Consider the following 20,692-nt stretch of genomic DNA (forward strand, 5'->3'; position numbering starts at 1 on the left):
AATTAAATAAATATCTTTCCCCGCAGAGATATCTGCGCCTTTGGCGGAAATATTATTTCCCGCATGGATTATCAGTGATTCGAGGGCATTTAATATTCCTGATATGGGGGCATTATGCCTGTTTGCTGTCTTTGATTTGGCAAAATTATAGGTGTCTGCATGGTTTTCTATAGTCACATCATTATTTGCTATCAGAGAGATATTTTTACCCGGTTGTAAATAGACGTTTTGTAAAAGGAGGTTTTTACCCGAGTTAATAGTTAAATTACCGACGGCATCTAATTTATTGGAGACAGGATGATCATTAGTACTCTGTTGGTGCCAAAGATAACCGAATTGATCACCATTATGAAATAGGATATCTCCATGACGGCTGATAGCGGTGATATCCTTTCCTTTTATATCACTTTGCCAGATATTGATATTATTGACGGCAGTCATAGATAAATTATTGGGTGCCGAAAGTATTGAATTTTTAAGGGTAATATTGCTTTCAGAAATTATGTTTAAATCATTAGCCGCGCTGATTTTATCTTTGAGGGTGATTTCTCCACTGTGTAATAAGATATTTTTAGCAGACAGTATTTCCGACAGCGTTTCACTGCTGGCCGGAAGATCATAATAGAAATCTGAACTGGGGGGCGATTTACGTGGGTAGTCAGTATCAATATTAATGCTGTCGCTAAAGTCAGCGATAAGATGACCTTTCGCGATGATACTTGCCCGCTCAAGGATCAGGTTGTCTTTTTTTATGTCATATTTTACCTCGCCTGGCGGTAAAATATGATAACTTTTATCATCCCATGGGTGATATGTGTTGATTTTTTCGAGGATCTTATTAGAAGAGAGTTTGTAGATACCGGAGGGGGTATCAGGTGAATCGGTGATAGAAACATAAGTGTCTTTGGGGAAGTATTCAAAGAGATTAAAATACCCTGATGCTTCTTCCAATATTTTGCTGGTATTTGACAGTTTTTTTCCCGTCAGGAAAATATCTTTTTCAGCTTCAATTTTGCTCAATTCCTGATTTGATAATATATCACTGTTAATATAAATATTTCCACCCGATGTGAGGACACTGGGTTGCATACTTTTTAAATTATGTCCATGCTTATGTTGTGCTTCGAGGATGTTGAAATTTTTATCTGCCGGGTTGGGCGCGGTTTCTCTTTCTTCAAAAAAATAGAGACTGCGGGCATTATTCAGCTCATGAGTCCTGACAACCAAATTCCCCTTTACAGTTTTTATCGTCGCGGATCTATTCTCGACTAACTGACCTTTATTCCCCTGCGCATCTTTCTGTATCCACAGATTATCGTTGGCTTGCAGTAAGGCTTTATCACCGGTATTGCGTACGGTGTCACCGAATACCCGCATATCCCGGCCTGCGGTTACGCTGCCTTTATTTTCCAGTGCCGTGTTTGCCAGGGTAATATCTTGTCCCACTTGCACGGTAATATTGGGGGCAATATAAGTTTCTTTGCCGATAATATTTAAGTCAGTTTTAGCTTTGGTATTGCCTAATTCAATTTTGCCATTGGCGTTTAAGGTGATATCACGCTGGTCGCTGGTTAACTCTTTCAAATTAACCCCAACGCCATCTTCAGTGGCGACCAGCCGGATTTTATTGGCATACATGCCGCCCAGCGCTTTGGTATCAATGGCTAATTGCGGTTTAGCGCCTTCTCCGGCGAGAGAGTTGACTGTGCCGTCTTTTAAGCTGATGCGGTTGGCCCCTTGCGTCAGTGACAAGGTGTTGGCCTGAATCTTGCCATTTAATTCCGTCGCCCGGCTGATGATATCGACATAATCCGTTGCCTTGCCATCCAGCCCTTTGCCGCCAATGGTGATCTGGCCTTGTTTAACTTCTAGCGCTTCCAGCGCACCCTGTTTGTCAAACTGGGGTTTACCGGTGGTCAGGGTGGCACTGGCAGTATTGATAAAACCACAGCCGTCACAGGTAATGCCGTTGGGGTTAGCAATCATCACATTGGCTTTATTGCCGACAATTTCCAGCTGACCTTGCAGCTCAGAGCGCCCGTTGCCGGTGACTTCATTGATAATCAGTTCCGCTGCTTTGCCCTTTAAGTTAGGATTCGCGTTAAGTTGCCCGGCCAGCTGTGATTGGGCCGTCTGAGTGGCGTTATTGAGTACGGCACCTTGAGTGGCAACGTTAAACTCTTGGTAGGTGTTATGGGATACCCCGGCGTCATTCGGTGTGGCGATATTGACAATCGGGACATTACCCTGATTCTGTACCTGTGTTTGGCTATTATCCGGCGTTATCCCAGCCGCAATAGCCGGATGAAGGGGATAGACGGCGGTCAGGTAAATTAAAAGATAACTCGTGGCCCTGACCACCGGGGTGTTGCGTTGATCCATCGTACTCTCTCTTTTCTTAAGTTAATTTGGCTTTGGTGATAAAACGGGAATCTTTCCATAGAAAATATTGATAATTTGATAGTGTCATAATTAAAATATTCTAATGCGTTATTATTTATCTGTCTGAATGGATAGTACGAAATGTGATCAAGATCGAGTTATTTAATTCTGATAATGGGGAATGCGATGTATTAAATGCTAAAAAAAGGCGATAAGGCTGGAGATGTTATATTCTTTTAGCCGTGATAGTCGAAACGCTGAACGTCAACAATCTGAAAGCCCTATCGGGCTTTCAGAAAATGTTTTGGTTAAACAATTGTGACTGCTCCCCGCCGTAAAAAACGGCGAGGCTTCCCACTTCTCAGGCCGCAACCGTCTTTATGACGGATTTACACTGGCCTCCGTGGGCAGAAACGACGAGTCCTGCCGCCTGTAATGCTGTTATGCCCTTGCGCTGGATGTTGAGCGCCGCATTGATATCGCGATCATGTTCGACTCGACAGAAAGGGCATTGCCAGAGCCGCTTATGCAGCGGCATTTCCGGCATTTTGTGACCGCAGCAATGACAGGTTTTCGAACTGGCGAACCACTGATCCAGTTTGACCAGATGGACGCCCGCTGCTGCGGCTTTGTATTCCAGTTTCTTGATGAAACCATGCCAGCCCGCATCCCCGATAGCGCGGGCAATGCGGTGATCCTTCATCATGTTGGCCGATTTTAGTGTCTCAACAATGAGCGCTTGGTTTTCGTCAACCATTGTTCGAGAGAGTTTGTGTTGAAAATCGGCGCGGGCATTAGCTACCCGCTCATGGACTGCCGCCAGACGTAATCGGGCCTTGCCGTGGTTAGCATTGCCCTTTTGTTTGCGGGACAGCGATTTCTGCTTTCGACGCAGGTTACGGGTGGCGTTGATTAGGTGACGCGGGTTATTGACCTTCTCCCCATTCGACTCGATAAGATAGTGGGACAAACCCATATCGCAACCGGTCACGCGGGTGATTACGCCCGGCTTTTCCCGCGCCTCTTTTCCATCGTCACACAGGATAGCGGCGAAATATTTTCCCGTGGCGGTTCGGGACAGCGTAATGCTCTTCACTTCCCCTTCAATTTCTCGGTGTATGCGCGCCTTTATCGGTGACAATTTCGGGAGCTTCACCGCACCCTCCAGCACTTTCACCCCAACACAGTGATAGCTCGATTGCTTGCCCTGTTTGCGTTTGAACGTGGGAAATTGGGCGCGCAACTTCGGATTGAAGAAATTATCAAACGCAGTATGCAGATTGAGCACTGCCTGCTGTAACGCGATAGCGTCATATGCCTTGAGCCAGGCGTACTTGCGGGATTTCTTCGCGACCGCCAGGAGCGGTTTGAGGTCTTTGCGCGGATTTAAACTCACGCCGTGACGTTTGTAAGCCAGCTTTTTAAGGTGCAGCGCCTTGTTGTACGCAAAACGGACCGCGCCGAACTGGCCATTAAGATACTCGGCCTGTTCGGGTGTGGGGTAGAGGCGGACTTTGGTCGCTCTTAACATATTCAGCGCTCATTGATAAAGTGCATTCATTTTAGCCTGTTTTACCGGCAGATATCCATTCAGTCAGGATACGTCGCAGTAGCCCGCCTTAAAGCCCTTTGGGCTTTTCGCCTTATATCCCTGCCCGCACTGGGCAAGGGTTTACGGCGGTTTTTGCTAAGATCATTCCTGCTTCGCAATTAACTTAATTTGCAGTCGATACGTAATCAACGATGCAAGTTCCGACAGCGGTTTATCGCTTAACAGCAACTCCAGCGGGATATCCAAGCGTAGTTGTTTGTTGATTTTTTGTACCAACATCAAGCCATTCAATGAATCAATACCGTTGTCGGTCAAGGGTAGGTCAGGATGGAAAACCTCTGCTTGTGTCCCGGCAATCTCACCGCAAAAAGTCTGTAACAGGCTGACAACATCATCCAGATTATTCACCGCAAGTGCTGCATCTGCGGGTAAAGACTGAACCACACTTTCCTGCCGGATATCCCGCAATAGCGCCAAATGACGCATTTGACTAGCGAGTAAACTTGACCAATCCGCCAGGAACGGCACCAGTTGCGGCTCAATACGGGCAAACAAGCGATCTAAAATGGCTAATCCCTCCTCTGAACCGAATGGCTGTAAGCCACTGTTTTCCAGTATTGGTAGCGTTCGACTATCCCGCAAAGCGATCCCCGCCGCCCATGGCCCCCAATTAAGGCTTAACGCAGGTAAACCTTGCTGACGCCGCAAATAGGCCAGACTATCCAACATGGCATTAGCCGCTGCATAAGATGCCATGCCAGGCAAAGCCAATAATGCACCCAACGAGGAAAACATCACGAAATGTTCTAAAGGTGTATCGGCCAACGCTTGATGCAATGTCCAGGCGGCTAATGCTTTGGCAGCAAATACTCTATCAAATGCCTGGGGACTCAATTCACGATACCCCTGATCTTCAACATGGGCGGCACAATGAATCACTCCACGCATCGGCTGGTTGGCCTGTTGTCGATATCGAGTCAGATGAGCGACGGTCATTTCCTCATCACCGAGATCAATCGGCAAATAATCAGCCTTAACCCCCTGCTGGTGCAGTATTTCCAGTAACGCCTGATCCTCTGTATTAAGAGTATGACGACGCCCAACCAATAGCAGGTGACGAGCACCATGCTGTACCATCCAGGGAATCAACTGACGCCCCATATCACCAAAAGCACCCGTCAGTAAATAGCAGCCATCCGGACGAAAACGCACTGGCGGTAGCGCTGGTATTTCAGGCAATGGCACAAGACGCAATACATAACGTTGATGATGGCGCAGAGCCAATTGATCCTCGCCATCATCCGCCAATAGCGCATCCCACCATTCGGCTGGAACAGTGGTATTGTCAATATCCAATAATCCACCCCACAATGCAGTCGCTTCCTGTTGACCAATAACCCGCATCATTCCCCATAATGCTGCGGCAAACGGATCAGGCAGATCCTGCTCAGTGACTTGATGAGCACATTGAGTCGCTATCCACAAACGCGGCTTCATAGATCGCTCAGCCAGCGCTGTGCACAAATGGATTAAAGAATGATAAGTCATCTGCGGAGCCTGCAATGGCCAGAGGATCAATATTCTTTCAGTCTCTGTGGGAAGAGCGCCAACTAGCTCCTGAACTTTCTGATAACTATCAGGCAAACCAGAATGCAACGAAGCATACCCACCACGGCGTTGCAACTCATCAGCCAATTCTCCTGCCAGAGCATTTTCACCCCCCAAGATAGCCCATTGCGTCACAGACTCTGTTGATGGCTGAGATAACAATTTACGCCACTGTGGTTGGCCTACCACCAGATTGTTAAGCTTGGAGGACAAACTGTTTTTTCTATTACCGACAAGCTGAACGCAAAACCCGCTGATCTGGCAAAGCAATATGCCACTGTCAGTATAAACATCGATATCACCAAACAACTGTTGTTGTGTCTGCTGAGTATTTCGGGCATGCACTCGAACCCGGCCCGATAATTTACCATTGATACGCAAATGCTGAATGCTCACCGGAATACGAAAATCGCCGGCAGGGATTGGGGCGTGAATATCAGCAGACTGAATCACTAATAATGATTGGAAGATACCATCCAAGGCCGCAGGGTGAAAACCCATTCCCTCTGGTGCAGGCGGCAATTCAATCTCACAGATTGTTTCTCCTTCACCGATAAACGCATGGCACAGAGTACGAAACACGCCACTATAGCTGAAATGCAGATGTTGGAATGCCTGATACAACATTTCTTGGTTCCGCATGCCAGGATAGCGCTTATTTGCAGCCAACGGAGGAATAGTGCAAGCCGTAGCGCCCGGAACAACGATATTCACCTGTGCACTGGCGGCAAGTTGGTACTGTGCACCCTCGTCCAGATGACGGGTAATATAGACCTGTACTTCCATCCGTTGACGATCCAACTGTGTTTTTAGCCTGAATTCCATGCCTGATTCCAGCAGTAAAGCCGACTGTAATCCAACATTATCAAGAGCCAACCCAACACCAGGAAAACAGATACGCGCCGCCGCCAGCATAACTTCGATATAACCGGCAGCCGGAAACATTGCATTCCCCATGACGACATGATCGAGTAACCAAGGCACTTGTTCCACAGCCAGTTCAGCCAGCCAACTCTCGTTACCCGGCTGGGCTTCACCCAATAGCACACCACTCAATGTACGCAGCCGACGACGACGGCTGATCTCTGGTTCATGCCAATAAGATTGCTGATGCCAAGGGTAGGTTGGCAGATCGATTGGACGAGCTGCCGGCATAAGAGCTCGCCAGTCAGGCTCAACACCGGCTTCAAATAATTGGCCCAATAGCTGAGGCCAGTTCTGCCCCGAGCGACAGGCAAACACTTGTCCGCGATAAGGTTTACTCCAATCTTGCAATCCACCACTTAGCAGGGATTGAGGTGAAATTTCAAGAAAATGGTGGAAACCCGCTTTGAGCATATTTTCTACTGCATCGTCAAAACGGAATGGACTGACCACATTGTCAGCCCAATGCTCAGGGCTCAACTTATCATTAATTAACTCACCTGTGACTGATGAAAATACCGGCAACAAGGGTTTTGCCGCAGGAATCGTTGCTGCATCCGCAGCCAACCCTGCCCTGATTGACTCCAAATAGGGGGAATGAGAAGCAATTCTATAATTAAGCCGACTACTGGCGATCCTCTGATGCTTTAAGCGTTCAGAAATGGCGGCCAATTCGCTTACAGGTCCAGACAACAAGCAACGATCGGGGCTATTCCGTCCTGCTATCATCACAGCAGGTTTAGTATCCGGGGCAGATAAATGAGGGAGTATCTGCTCCACCGTAGCGGCTACGATCAACAATCCCCCACCTTTATTCAGCACACGTTGCAGATAATGGTAACGCTGGTGTAAAAGTGTCAGCGCCTGCGTCAGGTCATAAATTCCCGCCAGATAACAAGCCGCCATTTCACCAGAACTATGACCCAGTAATGCCGCTGGTCTGAACCCCCACTTCTGCAACTGCGCAGCCATTGATACCTGAACGGCAAACTGCATTGGCGGCTCTATCAACTCATCGGCAGAGATCAATGCAGCATATAAGGAAGGGGCAGAAAACCCCGTCCAAATTGCTTCACAACGCTTGAACTGCTCAGTAAACTCAGGAAATTGCTGGAACCAAACAACAGAATCTTTCCAAACTTCACTGCCAATGCCAGCAAATATCCAGGCCAAACGATCCACTTTTTTACCATTACGCTGCGGCGGTACATTCAGATTGGTTAGCTGTTGTTGCAATTGTTTTCGGTTACTGAATGCGACCCCCTTACGCAACGGAAAGCAGTGGCGAGTAGTCGCCAAGCTATAGCACAGATCATCAAGGGCAATATCTGGCTTTTGTTGCAGTAAATCGGCAATGTTTTGTGCCTGCTGCTTCAAGGAAAATTCAGACTGTGCAGACAACGGCAACATGAAAGCCTGCTCTTGCCTTGCCTGAAATTGTTCGGAAGGCGCGGTATTATTGCTCAACACCACATGGACATTCGTCCCGCCAAAACCAAAAGCATTCACTCCTGCAATGACCCTGCCTTCAGACAACGGCGTTAACTGCCGGGGGATTTGCAAGCCTAATTCCGTAAAATGGATATAGGGATTAGGCGGATCTGCATGTAGATTGCCCGGCACTTGTCCTCGCTGTAAACACAATACCGCTTTAATCAATCCAGCAATACCTGCGGCAGCTTCCGTATGACCAATCACGGATTTACAGGCACCGATCAGTAATGGGCGATCTGTCGGTCTTGGACGGCATACCCGCCCCAGAGCTTCTGCTTCTATCGGATCACCTACCGCCGTTCCAGTACCATGAGCTTCAATATAATCAATCTCTTCTGGAGAAATCCCCGCCTGAATACAAGCTGTACGGATCACCTGTTGCTGTGCGGTACTGCTCGGTTGAGTGATGGTAGAAGTCCGGCCATCCTGATTTGCAGCTGAACCGTGGATCACGGCTAATATAGGATCACCATCCTGCAAAGCTGCGCTCAAGGGTTTTAGTAAAACAGCGCCAATTCCTTCACTACGCACATAACCATCAGCATTAGCTGAAAAACTGTGGCAACGGTTGGTAAGCGATAAAAATCCGGTACGGCTTTCTACTACCGAAAAATCAGGCATCAGCATCAACTGGCTTCCACCCGCCAACGCCAGTTGTGATTCTCCACGACGCAAACTGTCGCAAGCCAGATGTACTGCCAATAAGGACGATGAACAGGCGCTATCGATGGTTAAGGACGGACCCTGAAAATCAAACGCATGGGAGATACGGTTTGACAGCATGGTCCCCATTGCCCCCGTTGAAGTATAACCCGTTGCCCGGCGTAAATCGGTAAATTGCAAGTGCATATAATCATGAGTGAAAGCACCGATATACACACCAACCGCCTGACCTGCCAACGATTTTGGCGGTATCCTTGCGCGTTCCAGTGTTTCCCATGTCACCTGCAACATCAAACGATGTTGTGGATCGATAAAAGGCGCTTCTGTATTACTGATATCAAACACTGCCGCATCAAAGCCGGCCACATTAGCGATAAATCCTCCCTCACGCACCACCATTCGTCCCGGCAGATTACGATCCCGGGAACTATAAGCCTGCGTTGACCAACGCTCAGGTGGCACTGGGGTAATAACATCACTTGAACCGCACAACAGATGCCAAAATTCCTCTGGGGAGCTAACTCCCCCCGGAAAACGGCAGCCCATGCTGATAATGGCAATCGGCATATTATTACTTTTCATCATATTGATATCCATAGTGATATTTTTTACTCCGATGAATTGTTTACCAGATTATTGTGTTTACCCCGAAGATCTGAACCCATCGCCCTCATTGATAGTTGTTCAGACCTGTCTGATTGCGGCACCACTTAGGAATTAGATTTCCGCTCATGACCGTTGATATATATCTTGCCGCATTCACCGTCATCGCCAAATTCTCCTTTCGAACCATCTGTACCAGTCTTTCCTTGTACACCACCTCTACCGTTGGGCCCTTGTTTATTTGCACAGGCTCCTGAAGAGTTTCCTCTATGGGGATCTCCAGGATACCCACCAGTTCTGCCAAACCCGCTTTTCCCACCTTCCCCGCCAAGACCACCAAATGACGCAACATCAAGTATTGGATTACCGTCAGAGAAATTAATATATATGTTACCGCTGTCCCCACCTTTCCCCCCATTACCCCCATTACCTCCATCTCCTCCTGGCCCCCCATTTCCTCCACACCCAGGAACACACCACTGGTAATCCCAGGATGTTGTCACCGTACCCCCATTACCCCCACGCCCCCCATGGCCCCCCATACCGCCATGTCCACCATTACCCCCGTTACCACCTTTCGATAGCATCCGTATTAACCCAGTAAGAGATTGAACATTCATAGTCAGGTCATTGACATTTTCACCTGGTGCGCCATTCCCCCCGATTGCTCCGACAGCACCGCGGGTTCCATCAGTACCTGGTGTGCCGTCAAAGTAACAGCCGTTTTTATGACCCACTCCCTCACTACCATTGCTGCCATCAGCCCCAACATTTCCTGGTTCACCCTCAAGACCTTCGGCACCATCATGGCCTCTATTGACAATGTTCTCTTTTGCAGAGCCTTCATTCCCTATGACCTTGTTTGCGTTGATGCTACCGCTAGTGTGGTAAATAATTTGACCTCCCGGTTCAAAGATTATCTGGTCATACACCAAGGCAACCGGCTCACCATAGCCATCTTTATCTTCAACAATCACTGGATTATCTGCGGTAACAGTAATACTTTCGCCACTGTATAGCGCAATCTTCATCGGGAAACGTTTAGCATTAAGCATTTCTTCATAATCTTTGACCAAAGCAGAATCACTATAGATATAGGCCCGAAAAGCTTTGCACAAATCAATATGATTACCCGTAACATTTGCCAGCCGTTCAGCAGAAAACGGTTCGGGCAACGGATGGTGGGGTTCCATTTTGCCAGGGCCATATTCACTGTTAGGTATACCGCCGAGCTCTTTCAGCTCTTGTATGGTTTGTACCGTAAAAAATGCAGGAGGCACTGTCGCTGTCTTCGGATCGTTAGAAAAGATTATCTTGCCGTCAAAATCTGAGGTTTTCAGTTGCTTTGGCTGCCGTTCTATACCAACCAGATGATGATACTGATGTAATATTGCTAAAGTTTCTGCAACAGTTCTTATTTTATCCACGGGAATTCTCCTGAGTCTAAGTTTATACGTTTAAGATAACTTCATATATCAGTTGTCCATTTGGTCAAGTTCAAAAGTATCTACTGCTATCACCACGATTGTGACACTAAATAATTAATAGCCAGCATCTTTCCTTTGGCTAATAACCCGATTAGCTATAGCGGAAGCATCTATTTTTTCTGGCAAAGAATTCTGATACGTCAACAGCAGGGATGCCAGAAAATAATTCCCATGAGAATTAATTAGGTAAGTATTTATTTACTATACAGAAAGCGATTGAATGCAGCATTTAAATTACATAATTTGAAATATTAATGTAATTTACCACTTTTTTCATTAAGTAAAGAGAATATTTCTGTGATACATCACCACCTTTTAATATGTGCTAATTAGAAACTTCAATTTTATATTTATCTCATTAGATACTATTAGGAAATACAAATAAAAACAGTAAATATGATTTTATTCTTCAAAAATAACGACAAGACAGAAACCTATAGATATTATTGAATAATGAAATTATGAATGTGATTTAAATTAATGCGGTTAATTCCCCCTCTTGCGCCGCCATTCGCTCTGGCAGATTGCGATCTCGATAACGATAAGCCTGAGTTGACCAGCGTTCAGGTGGCACTGGAGTATGATATCCATGGTGATATTCTTTACTCCAGTTAGCCGTTTACCAGATTATGTGCTTACTCATTAACACCATTCGGTCGGGCTGGGAACGCATTTCGGCGGATGAGGTGGCAATCCTGGTGTCATCAATGACTGATAGCTGATACCACTATTCAGTAACTGATAACGCAAACCACTTGGACAAGTGGTGGCATCATTCATCGCCTGAGTGATATCGATCGTTACCCCAAAAGCGATGTTGACCGGCTGTAATGTATTATCAGCCGCAGTACGGATAACACGTAATGGCGATCCACCGCAGATTTGCAGATGGTTATTACCGATTTCACTTACCCGAATCACAGTAAAGTTACAGTACCCCCGATAACTCAAATCGGTATCCGGTGGCTGATTGGATATGATCCAATACTGATCATTTTGTTTATCAATGATTTTGGCACCAGACAGCAAACTATAGCCATTATCCGTAAATACCTGACGCAATTCCTTTGAGATCACGCCATTATCTAATGAACTCATCAGCTCAAGCGCCGTACTGAATAAAGGCACACCTGTCAGCTTTTTGCCTGCTTCCTCAAACGGTAAAGCCACTGCGCCATTAGTCAGATTAGCCCCGGTCAATTTAGCTTCAGTGAAAATAGTGCCTTGAATTGAAGCAAAGGCCAGAGATGCCGGTTTAAGACCTTGGGTGGGTTCCAGCATCGCCTTGCTAAAGTTAGTTCCTACCAGATTGGCATAGGATAAATTCGCCCCATATAACCGCGCCTGAGTGAAATTCATGGTAGCTAAGTTCGCATTCGACAAGTTGACCTGTTCCAAATTGCCGTTATCGGCTCTGGCGTTACTGCCGTACCAATGAGCGCCGGACATATCAACCGCATAGAGATTAGCGCCAGTCAGAATGGCATTAGGCATAAATGTGTTGGCAAGAATTGCCGCATTACCGCCATTATCTTGTGCAACGTTTAATTGCCCATCCTGATAGTGAATAAATAACGGTTTACCATCATGCTCAACCAGCCAGTTCTGGCCCGGATGACGAACCAACACCTCTGCCTGACCGTTAATCAGCACTTTTCCCTGATACAGTATTTGACGTAATTGTTCAGGCAATTGCTGATTATCCAATGACTGAGCCTCTGTTTCATCCAGATATGCCACGGTGGACAAAGCGCCAAATTGAGCGCCAGTTAAATTAACATTTTCCAGACTCGCATTAGACAGATTCGCTCCAACTAAAGAGACATTACCCTGAACAGTGGCACCGGCCAGATTAGCACCGACCAGAACTGCGCCATTAAGTGACGTAGAATCCAGATTGACCTTCTTCATCGACGCCATCAGGAATATGACGTTATCTAACGTCTGCTCCTTCAGATTGACTCCATCCATTTGTGCCTGAGTAAAATCAGTTTTGGCGGTAATCTTGGCGTCAATCAAATCCATTCCTGTCAGTACCGTCGCTAATAAGGTACTGTCGCTGAGGTTAAGTTGACTATAACCGGTGGTTAACGATAATCGGGCGTTGGTCAGATTAGCACCACTGAAATTAACATTATTGATATTCGCCCCGGTAAAATCGGTGCCGACTAACGTAGCCTGACTAAAATTCGAGGTCTGCAAGGTGGTATTTTGCAAATTCACCAACGTCATGATCGCCCCGGTAAAGTTACAGGAAGCCAGACTGGCACCGCTTAGATCAACATTAACCAGATTCGCCTGAGATAAATCAGCATTCTCCATTATCACCGAAGGTAACACCGCTCCAGAGAAATCCGCACCGGGCGCTTTTAAACGATTCAATATCGGCTGACCACCACTGTTCTCACAGCCACGAAAAATGGCGTTCGGTAGCTCAGCATCTGGCATATTGGTATCACTACCTACGATACACTTTTCAAAAAGCGCATTTTTACCATGAATATGCGTTAGATCAGTCTTGCTTAAATCACAACCACTAAAATTGCAATTATCAACTTTGACATTGGTTAAATCAGCGTCAAGCAATGTCGAGCCACGCAGGTCGGCATTGGACAAATCGACAGCCATCATCACCATTTCATTCAAATTCTCTTCGGCGAGATAAGCAAAACGTAGATCGGCTCCCATTGCCCCCCATTCTTTGAGAAATTCCAGGTCCTTTGTCACAATAGTACGAGTAAATTGAGCTGACAGGGGCGGACTGCTACTGACTGACTGCCAAATCAACCCAGATTGTTGCGCCACCAAGTAGCTGTCACCACTGCTACTAATACGACGCAGGCGAAATCCAGATCCCCCTACCTCTTCCAACCGGATCTCAGCAACCACACCATCGCGCGGTTGATTAGCTTGAGGAGTATTGCCGCTCGCGGCCAGGTATTGACCATTGCCAGCCTGTAACCAAAAGTTAGTCATGCCATAGGCATTAATCATTTGATTTATTGCCCCTGATTGCTTGGCTGACAGATTAAGCGTACCATCCGCCTGAACCGTAATCAGCTGGCCAGAAGTCGCGGCAAATTGCCATTTACCGGCAAAAGATCTGGATTCACTCATGTCATTATCCTCTTGATTGAACTACAGAAACCTTTCCGGCTCTCCCGGCCTGACCCCCACTGGCGCTAATACCGCCAATGCCATATCCCCCATCGGGTGCATGTGAACCATCACCATTTACCCCACCGCGCCCAGCAATCCCCCCAGCGCCACCCGGCTGTCCGATGCCGCCATCCCCTCCATCAGAGGTGGCAGATATTGGTTTCGGTAAGCTAGTCTGGATGTATCTGACCCAAACATTACCGCCATCGCTGCCATTACCGCCATTACCACCATTGCCACCGTTACCGCCGTTACCACCCGGCATCCCTGACGATGATGAACTACCACGGCCACCATTACCGCCATCACCACCATCGCCGCCATAACCCGCCGTACCACCATCACCGCCATTACCGCCACTATTGCTAATACTCACCACACTCTGTACGTCAAAATGATGACAACGCAGGGCAAACCACCAGCTAGAACCTGATTGACCATCCAGGCCATTCTGACCGGGTTGACCATCACCACCAGGGCCACCGGCAGTGGGTGGCCTACGACGAGAGCCATTCTGACCATCAACACCCCGTTGACCATTAGCGCCATTGGCGCCATCGGCACCATTCACGCCATTAGTACCCAAAATTTGAATATCTGCGACCATAACTCCTCCTTGCCGTTATTGTTTTTTGCCGTTGACATAAACTGAGCCTACGGTACCTGCTTTTCCGGCAGTTCCTGTACTCCCCGATGTACCATTTTTACCTGAGCTACCACTGGAATAACCACTACCGCCGCCGCCGCCGACACCACCAGAACCACCATTGCCACCATTACCACCATTGCCAGCAATTGCTCTGGCCTTAAAGGATGCGCTTCCCCCTTCGTCGTAAGTAAAATAGATGTTACCACCGTTACCCGCGTTACCACCATTACCGCTGGCACCACCATTCCCACCACTACCACCATTACCGCCGTTTCCAGCCCTGCATTCGCTGGTAGAAGCACCGCCATTCCCTCCTTTCCCACCACTACCACCGTTACCACCATTACCGCCATTACCACCATTACCGCCTTGTGTCAGCATATTCACAAAGCCTGTGATGGTACCGGTTTTAAAATTAACATCCTCGGCATCTCCTCCTTTCTCGCCGTCACTTCCTCTGGCGCCATCAGTACCACCGCCACCTGAAGTACCTGACGTAGCCTGCGTTGCACAGGAGTTTTTATTATCTTTACCTTGGTTACCATTACTGCCGTCTTTCCCATTGGCACCATTGTTTCCGTTCCCGCCATTGCCTCCGTTTCCGCCAATATTTTCAATGTTCGGGCCATCATTATCCGTACCCAAGGTACTAACGATGATCACTTCGTTCGCCTGAACCGTGCCATTGGTGAGATAAATCACTTTACCGCCAGGTTGAATCGTTATCTTATTAAAATTCAAGTTAACAGGTTCTCCATGACTCTCTTTACTTCCAACAATCAATGGATTACTGGCAGTGACAACGATATCTTCACCACTGTATAACGCGACTTTCATCGGGAAACGTTTAGCGTTCAGAATATCTTCATAATCTTTGACCAACGGAGAATAACCATAGATATAAGCGCGGAAAGCTTTACATATATCAGCATGATTACCGGTGACATTCGCCAACCGTTCAGCAGAATAGGGTTCAGGTAACGGATGGTGTGGTGCCATTCCGCCTGGTCCATACTCACTGTCAGGTACGCCCCCAAGCTCCTTCAACTCTTGTATGGTTTGTACGATAAAAAACGCGGGTGGCACAGTGGCTATTTTCGGATCGTTAGAAAATATGACAGGCCCGTCAAAGTCCGCAGTATTCAATTGCTTTGGCTGCCGATCAGTACCGGTCAAATGATAATGTTCACGTAATTCAGCCAAAGTTTCGTCAACAGTTTTCATTTTATTCATGGGTATTCTCCTGAGTTTGGGTATAAGTTTGTACATTTAGAATTACATTAGCGTCACATATCAGTTGCCCACCCTGTTCAATCATCAGAGTATCCACCGCTACCACGATAGGCTGTGAATTTGGGCTGTTAATTTCCAAAGTCTCACCATTAGCAATCACCAGTTCTCCAATCGCAAAAACATCAATGGTTGCCGGAAAAGATATTGGAGCTTCAACAGGGGGAATGCCAGAAAGGGTCAACAGCTCCGATGCTGACGACACTTCTGCCGTATAAGAAGGAGCCAGAGATTGTGGGTCGTCAGGCCGTAAAGAGCCTTGCAACGAAGATGGAATAACGACTTTCTCCGTTACATCGCTCTCCGAGAGACCTAATAATTGCAAGACCGCTTTAAATCCCGAACTATAACTTTTTAATAACATATTTTTCTCCGAGAAACTGTAGACAGAAATAATCTGCAAATTATCGCTATTTACTGTGCATATGACCGGGTAACGGGTATTAACATCTGTAATGATGAAATAACCATTGTTATTGATAGTTTCGATAGTTGCCTGATTACTAAGAGGGTGTTTGTTCTCAGCAAAAACTTCACGGATTTTGTCCATATCGTGTTGCTGGAATATAGGTAATTGATCGATACCCAAATCAAATATCGGTGTGGTTGGCGTCCATTGGCTGATTTGTGGCTGGGTACGTTGATTTTCCCCCAGGAACTTGCCGTAATTCATCGCTACTAGGGTACGGAATGAATCTATCGCCAAATGCGCAGCAACAATATGCTGACGTTTAGTCGGATCAGGAATTAATGTCGGATCAGGGACAGTCACCAGGAATTTACCGTTAGGCTCATAAATATCGAGGATATAATCCGTTGGATCACGCCCTTCATTACGGTATGACAGAATATAAATATATCCCTTAGATTCAACCGCAACATCCAGATAAGTTATTCCCTCTGGTTTATTCAGTGGCATATAGGCCAAATAATCAGCCACTGTAATTTCAGCAGGATCCGTTGCATCAAGGGTTAACAACCAGGAACGGGCGCCAGCAAGATCATCAATCTGCCATTTGACACCTTGACCGATAGCAATGACTCGCACATTACTCAAATCGTTATATACGGATACTGTTTGTCCCTGAGCGGTCAACGTGTAAGTCGCGGGTTTCTGCGGGTCATATACCAACCAGCTCTGTCCTTGCTGTATCACGTCAACCGTTGTGCTGCCAACTGGGTCAATATTACCGTCTACGGTCTGGTTATAACTTAGATAGATCCCATCTTGCGCAAAGGTGGCAATAATCTGCTCATCCAGTACGCCAGTATTGAGTGAATGTATAAAGCTCGGATCACTGTTACTAAACAGGAATGTCAGCCCTTGTTCACGGAATGCTTGTTGTAATGCTGGAGAGAACACCTGAGCATCCAGTGTTGTCTGATACTCAGCAGTAGCTAGTTTAAACAGTGTTGCCCCTGGAAAACTTGGAAATGGGTTGCCTTTAGTATCGAACGCTTGAACACGGGTATTGATTGTTTCCAGTAATAAGATGCGACCATCTGGCGTGACAGTCAGTGCAATTGGTCCATGCATGAGCCCTTGTCGAATTCCTTCACCAGAAACAATCTGGGCCGCAGGTGCCTGAGCATCCGGGTAACCCTGATCACCCAACGGCAGAATCTGCATCTTGCTGTATTGCCAACTGACCGCAATGACATAACCACTCGGATGAACCACCATTGCATCCAGATGAGGAATAGTGAAAGTTCCCCAAGACAGCAGGTTATCTGTCAAACTAAAATCATGTCTGCCGTCACGCAGATCCACTCGACGTAAGTGATATTCACCGAATCGAGAATCAATAATAAAGTTATAAGGCGTGATAGTTTTATCGTCCGGCCCTTCGCCAAAACTGTTATAACTGATCAAGGGTTGTACTTTGAAGCCCACCTCGGATAATTTTAGACGCTCATTCAGCGTGTCGTTGCTCAGAATGGAAATATTTTGCAGCACATACATTTGACCGCTATTGGATGGACTAGATGGATCTTCCAATGGAATATTCTGACCAGAAGCCTGATAGCAATAACCAACCTGATAATCTGAATCCAGAATTGTCATATTGACCAGCTTGCAGATGTTATTACCTACATTGCTACAATTGGCAGAAGACTGGGTTTCCAACGGTACGCTGCCTTCAATCCACTGATATTCTTTTTTATCGCTATCGTAAGACAACTGTTCCCAATATTCGTATTGAGTCACCTGAGTCAGAGGCACTAACATCTCTTTTATATTGCCACTGACGCGCATAATGCCTTCATTGGGGTCGTCTGGTTGCGCATTTAGCAGCTCACTGGTGTAGCTCCCCGCTAACCAGCCAGTAGCTGAATAGACATTAGCCTTGATTTTGAGTGTTCCACCCCAGCCAACCGAATTGAAATTAAAAGATAGCGGTGTACTGGAACCCGTCGCGGGTAATGGAATAGTCTGGGTATAGTAGGTGCCGTTGGTATATTCAACCGTTACCTGGCACTGTACGGCCACTGGCGGCCAGATGGCGGTTTCCGGACGGCCCACTTCACCATGAGCAGGATCAGGATGCAGAGTAAAAGCTAGCGTCATCTGACGCTTGATATCCACTTCCAATGTGGCGGGCGAGGAAAGTAATTCACCCGTGGTTACAGCGATCTGTGCCACATCCAGCGCAATCGCAGCTAACCGGAACGCCCAACCAACCACCGGAACCGCCTGTGCGGCTGCACTGGCTGCCACCTGGGCTGTAACATAAGTCGCTAACGCTTCCATCCCTTTTTTCGCCAAAATACCAATGGCAATACTGGCTAAACTGGTAAGCACTTTTTTAGTATTGAATAACGCTGAACCGACAGCGGCACCACCACCAATCAATGGGAAAGCAATACCTGCCAGTATGGCAACGTTATCCTTATTAGAAATAAAATCTTTATACCACTGGCTGTTAGTTACCATGGCCCCAGCTAACATCATCAGGGCCGGAATACCGTATTGGAACATACCGGTCAAAATCACACCCGGCCAGACAATCGGGTTCTCCCAGCGGGAAGTTCCCAAACCACCAAACAAGAATTTAGCTGCCTGGGCTTCAGCCGGCCAGGGCAAGCCAAATTTAGTGGGATCCGTGGGCATCGGGATCCCCATGATCGTATTGACATTAGCCAACACACCAAGGGCTTTTTGTGATGACGTTTCGAATAATTCCGCCAACTCTTTAGGGAAATAAAACGGCCAATCACCATCAACCGTTGGATTATCGATCGGCTGTTCCATTTGAGTGTCTTTAAAGAACTGAATATAAACACCAAGTTGACGTAAATATTTGTTCTTAAAGTCAATGGAAAAATAATTTTGCCCGGGATCGTAACGGATGCTGTTGGCATAGACATCCATTCCGTGATTGGGAGTACGGTTAGTGGCGGTCCAAATTTGGCTGGTATCTCGCTTAACAGCTAATGCTGAAGTTTGATCTTTGAACTCGGTAATATCGATAGACGCACTCTGGCTGACACTCCAGTTATGATTTTGCAGTCGATCATCATTATGCGAAGTTTTCAGTGCATTAGATGCCGGCGAGCCTGAATAATTCTCCGTTTCATCCGATAGGTTATATTGCATCACCGGATCACCTTCGGCGAAAATCACCTGTCCGTCTTGACCCACCCAGTCAAACTCATAGAACATTTCGCTACCATCAGGGGCAACTAATTGACCATAAGTTGCAAAGCCATCGGTTTCCGTTGCTGGCCCTTGACTTGATATCGATATAGCCAGTTCATAAACCCGGTTATATTGCAACGGATCTATTGCTTCCGGTGGGGCAATATGTCCATTCATGACAATTGATGCCGAATAGGCCTGACTGTTAGCCAATTCCGGATGGGAAAACACAATAGAGCAGGCAACATCCCACGGTGTTTTCATTTCATTAGCTGCAACCAACAGATCACTGCAATGAATAGAATTTCGCGCTAAATGTTGACTATTAACCCCAAAAGCACTGAGTTTGCCAGGTAAAGCCATACCCACATTATTTACTGCGAGTTTTTCTATATGACGTTTAGCATAACGACGTAAATGAGCATTAGGGACATGGTAAGAAATATGGTAAAGAACCGGCAATGAGGAACGATAAGGTCCGGATTTATCACCAACCACTTTAATCAGAGTAACGTGATGAGGTAAAAAATAGTGCTCAGGTACCTCAGCAAAATGGCTAATATTGTGCGAGCCATAACGTAAAACCATATCCAGAGCTGAATTCCCGGCAGCTGACTTGGCTAAACTTGATTCATCATGTTCTTGCAACGGTATATTATGTTCGCCAACCCAAAGGCTTAACTGGTTGGATTGGCTACGCAAATGGCCTTGAGCTAAATCAAAATGTAGAATATGTGTTTTCATTTGAATTTTATCTCTCTAAATGATTATTTTTGTTATAACAATAAACACTTAATAACCGTATAAATAATTTGGCGAAAAACTCTGAACAAATAATTTCCATGAGAATTAATATATCCCCCTGAAAACTTAATTTTTAACCAAAAACACCTAGAGTTGAGTAGAAAAATATTTAGCTACTTTACGGAAAGCGATTGAATATGGCATTTAAATCCCACAATTAATAATATTAATGTGATTTCCAGTTTTTTCCATTAACTAAAGAAGATATTTGTGTGACACATAACTGATTTTTAATGTTAGCCAATTAGAATTTTTAATTTCAGAACTCTATTATTAGCAAATAAAAACAAAGGAACAGCAATAAGATATAATGACATTTGCCAATAATTACAATAAGATGAAAAATACAGGCGTTGTTTAATCATGAAATTATAAAAACCAACTTTCAATAATAAAATCCAATTCTTAAATAAATTAATCTCATAAATAAATTTTTA

At 46.2% G+C, this 20,692-nt stretch carries 9 protein-coding genes; 1 reads left to right on the top strand and 8 read right to left on the bottom strand.

All coding sequences use genetic code 11. From position 1 onward, the window contains the following. From ACGF7G_RS18410 to ACGF7G_RS18425, 4 genes are all read right to left on the bottom strand, one after another. Window positions 1–2,382, bottom strand: a 2,382-nt coding sequence (locus ACGF7G_RS18410) for a filamentous hemagglutinin N-terminal domain-containing protein (RefSeq protein WP_387467416.1), incomplete at its 3' end; no start/stop codon positions are given. A gap of 361 nt (window positions 2,383–2,743) precedes the next feature. Further along, on the bottom strand, window positions 2,744–3,913 hold the full coding sequence (locus ACGF7G_RS18415; protein WP_387467418.1) for an RNA-guided endonuclease InsQ/TnpB family protein: 1,170 nt from the start codon (window positions 3,911–3,913) through the stop codon (window positions 2,744–2,746). A gap of 162 nt (window positions 3,914–4,075) precedes the next feature. Continuing rightward, window positions 4,076–9,208, bottom strand: coding sequence for a type I polyketide synthase (locus ACGF7G_RS18420; protein WP_387467420.1), 5,133 nt, complete (start codon window positions 9,206–9,208; stop codon window positions 4,076–4,078). Between the two features lie 125 nt (window positions 9,209–9,333). Continuing rightward, window positions 9,334–10,653, bottom strand: a complete 1,320-nt coding sequence (locus tag ACGF7G_RS18425) for a collagen-like protein (RefSeq protein ID WP_387467422.1) — start codon at window positions 10,651–10,653, stop codon at window positions 9,334–9,336. Window positions 10,654–11,193: 540 nt separating this feature from the next. On the opposite strand from ACGF7G_RS18425, the gene ACGF7G_RS18430 reads away from it, so the two are divergent. Continuing rightward, entirely contained in the window at window positions 11,194–11,328 is a 135-nt protein-coding gene (locus tag ACGF7G_RS18430) for a hypothetical protein (protein ID WP_387467424.1), read from the top strand. Between the two features lie 27 nt (window positions 11,329–11,355). Here the strand turns inward: ACGF7G_RS18430 and ACGF7G_RS18435 are convergent, their stop codons facing one another. The 4 genes from ACGF7G_RS18435 to ACGF7G_RS18450 are packed head-to-tail and all read right to left on the bottom strand — an operon-like array spanning window position 11,356 to window position 20,195. Then, window positions 11,356–13,830, bottom strand: coding sequence for a pentapeptide repeat-containing protein (locus ACGF7G_RS18435; protein ID WP_387467426.1), 2,475 nt, complete (start codon window positions 13,828–13,830; stop codon window positions 11,356–11,358). 4 nt (window positions 13,831–13,834) lie between these two features. Continuing rightward, window positions 13,835–14,479: a hypothetical protein gene (locus tag ACGF7G_RS18440; RefSeq protein WP_387467428.1), complete on the bottom strand. Its 645-nt coding sequence runs from the start codon at window positions 14,477–14,479 to the stop codon at window positions 13,835–13,837. Between the two features lie 15 nt (window positions 14,480–14,494). Continuing rightward, window positions 14,495–15,754 carry a hypothetical protein gene (locus ACGF7G_RS18445; protein ID WP_387467430.1) on the bottom strand — a complete coding sequence of 420 codons (1,260 nt, stop codon included), beginning with the start codon at window positions 15,752–15,754 and terminating at the stop codon, window positions 14,495–14,497. Beyond that, entirely contained in the window at window positions 15,747–20,195 is a 4,449-nt protein-coding gene (locus ACGF7G_RS18450; protein ID WP_387467432.1) for a hypothetical protein, read from the bottom strand. The genes ACGF7G_RS18445 and ACGF7G_RS18450 overlap by 8 nt, the downstream gene beginning before the upstream one ends. Window positions 20,196–20,692 lie beyond the last annotated feature (497 nt).

The sequence above is a fragment of the Photorhabdus sp. RM323S genome (genome assembly GCF_042879375.1).
In the GTDB taxonomy this organism is placed as follows: domain Bacteria; phylum Pseudomonadota; class Gammaproteobacteria; order Enterobacterales; family Enterobacteriaceae; genus Photorhabdus; species Photorhabdus tasmaniensis.

Bases quoted from the DNA above. Each gene is read 5' to 3' on its own strand.
- ACGF7G_RS18440 (WP_387467428.1), bottom strand. From the start codon at position 14,479: ATGGTCGCAGATATTCAAATTTTGGGTACTAATGGCGTGAATGGTGCC.
- ACGF7G_RS18420 (WP_387467420.1), bottom strand. From the start codon at position 9,208: ATGATGAAAAGTAATAATATGCCGATTGCCATTATCAGCATGGGCTGC.
- ACGF7G_RS18450 (WP_387467432.1), bottom strand. From the start codon at position 20,195: ATGAAAACACATATTCTACATTTTGATTTAGCTCAAGGCCATTTGCGT.
- ACGF7G_RS18445 (WP_387467430.1), bottom strand. From the start codon at position 15,754: ATGAATAAAATGAAAACTGTTGACGAAACTTTGGCTGAATTACGTGAA.
- ACGF7G_RS18435 (WP_387467426.1), bottom strand. From the start codon at position 13,830: ATGAGTGAATCCAGATCTTTTGCCGGTAAATGGCAATTTGCCGCGACT.
- ACGF7G_RS18430 (WP_387467424.1), top strand. From the start codon at position 11,194: ATGCGGTTAATTCCCCCTCTTGCGCCGCCATTCGCTCTGGCAGATTGC.
- ACGF7G_RS18415 (WP_387467418.1), bottom strand. From the start codon at position 3,913: ATGTTAAGAGCGACCAAAGTCCGCCTCTACCCCACACCCGAACAGGCC.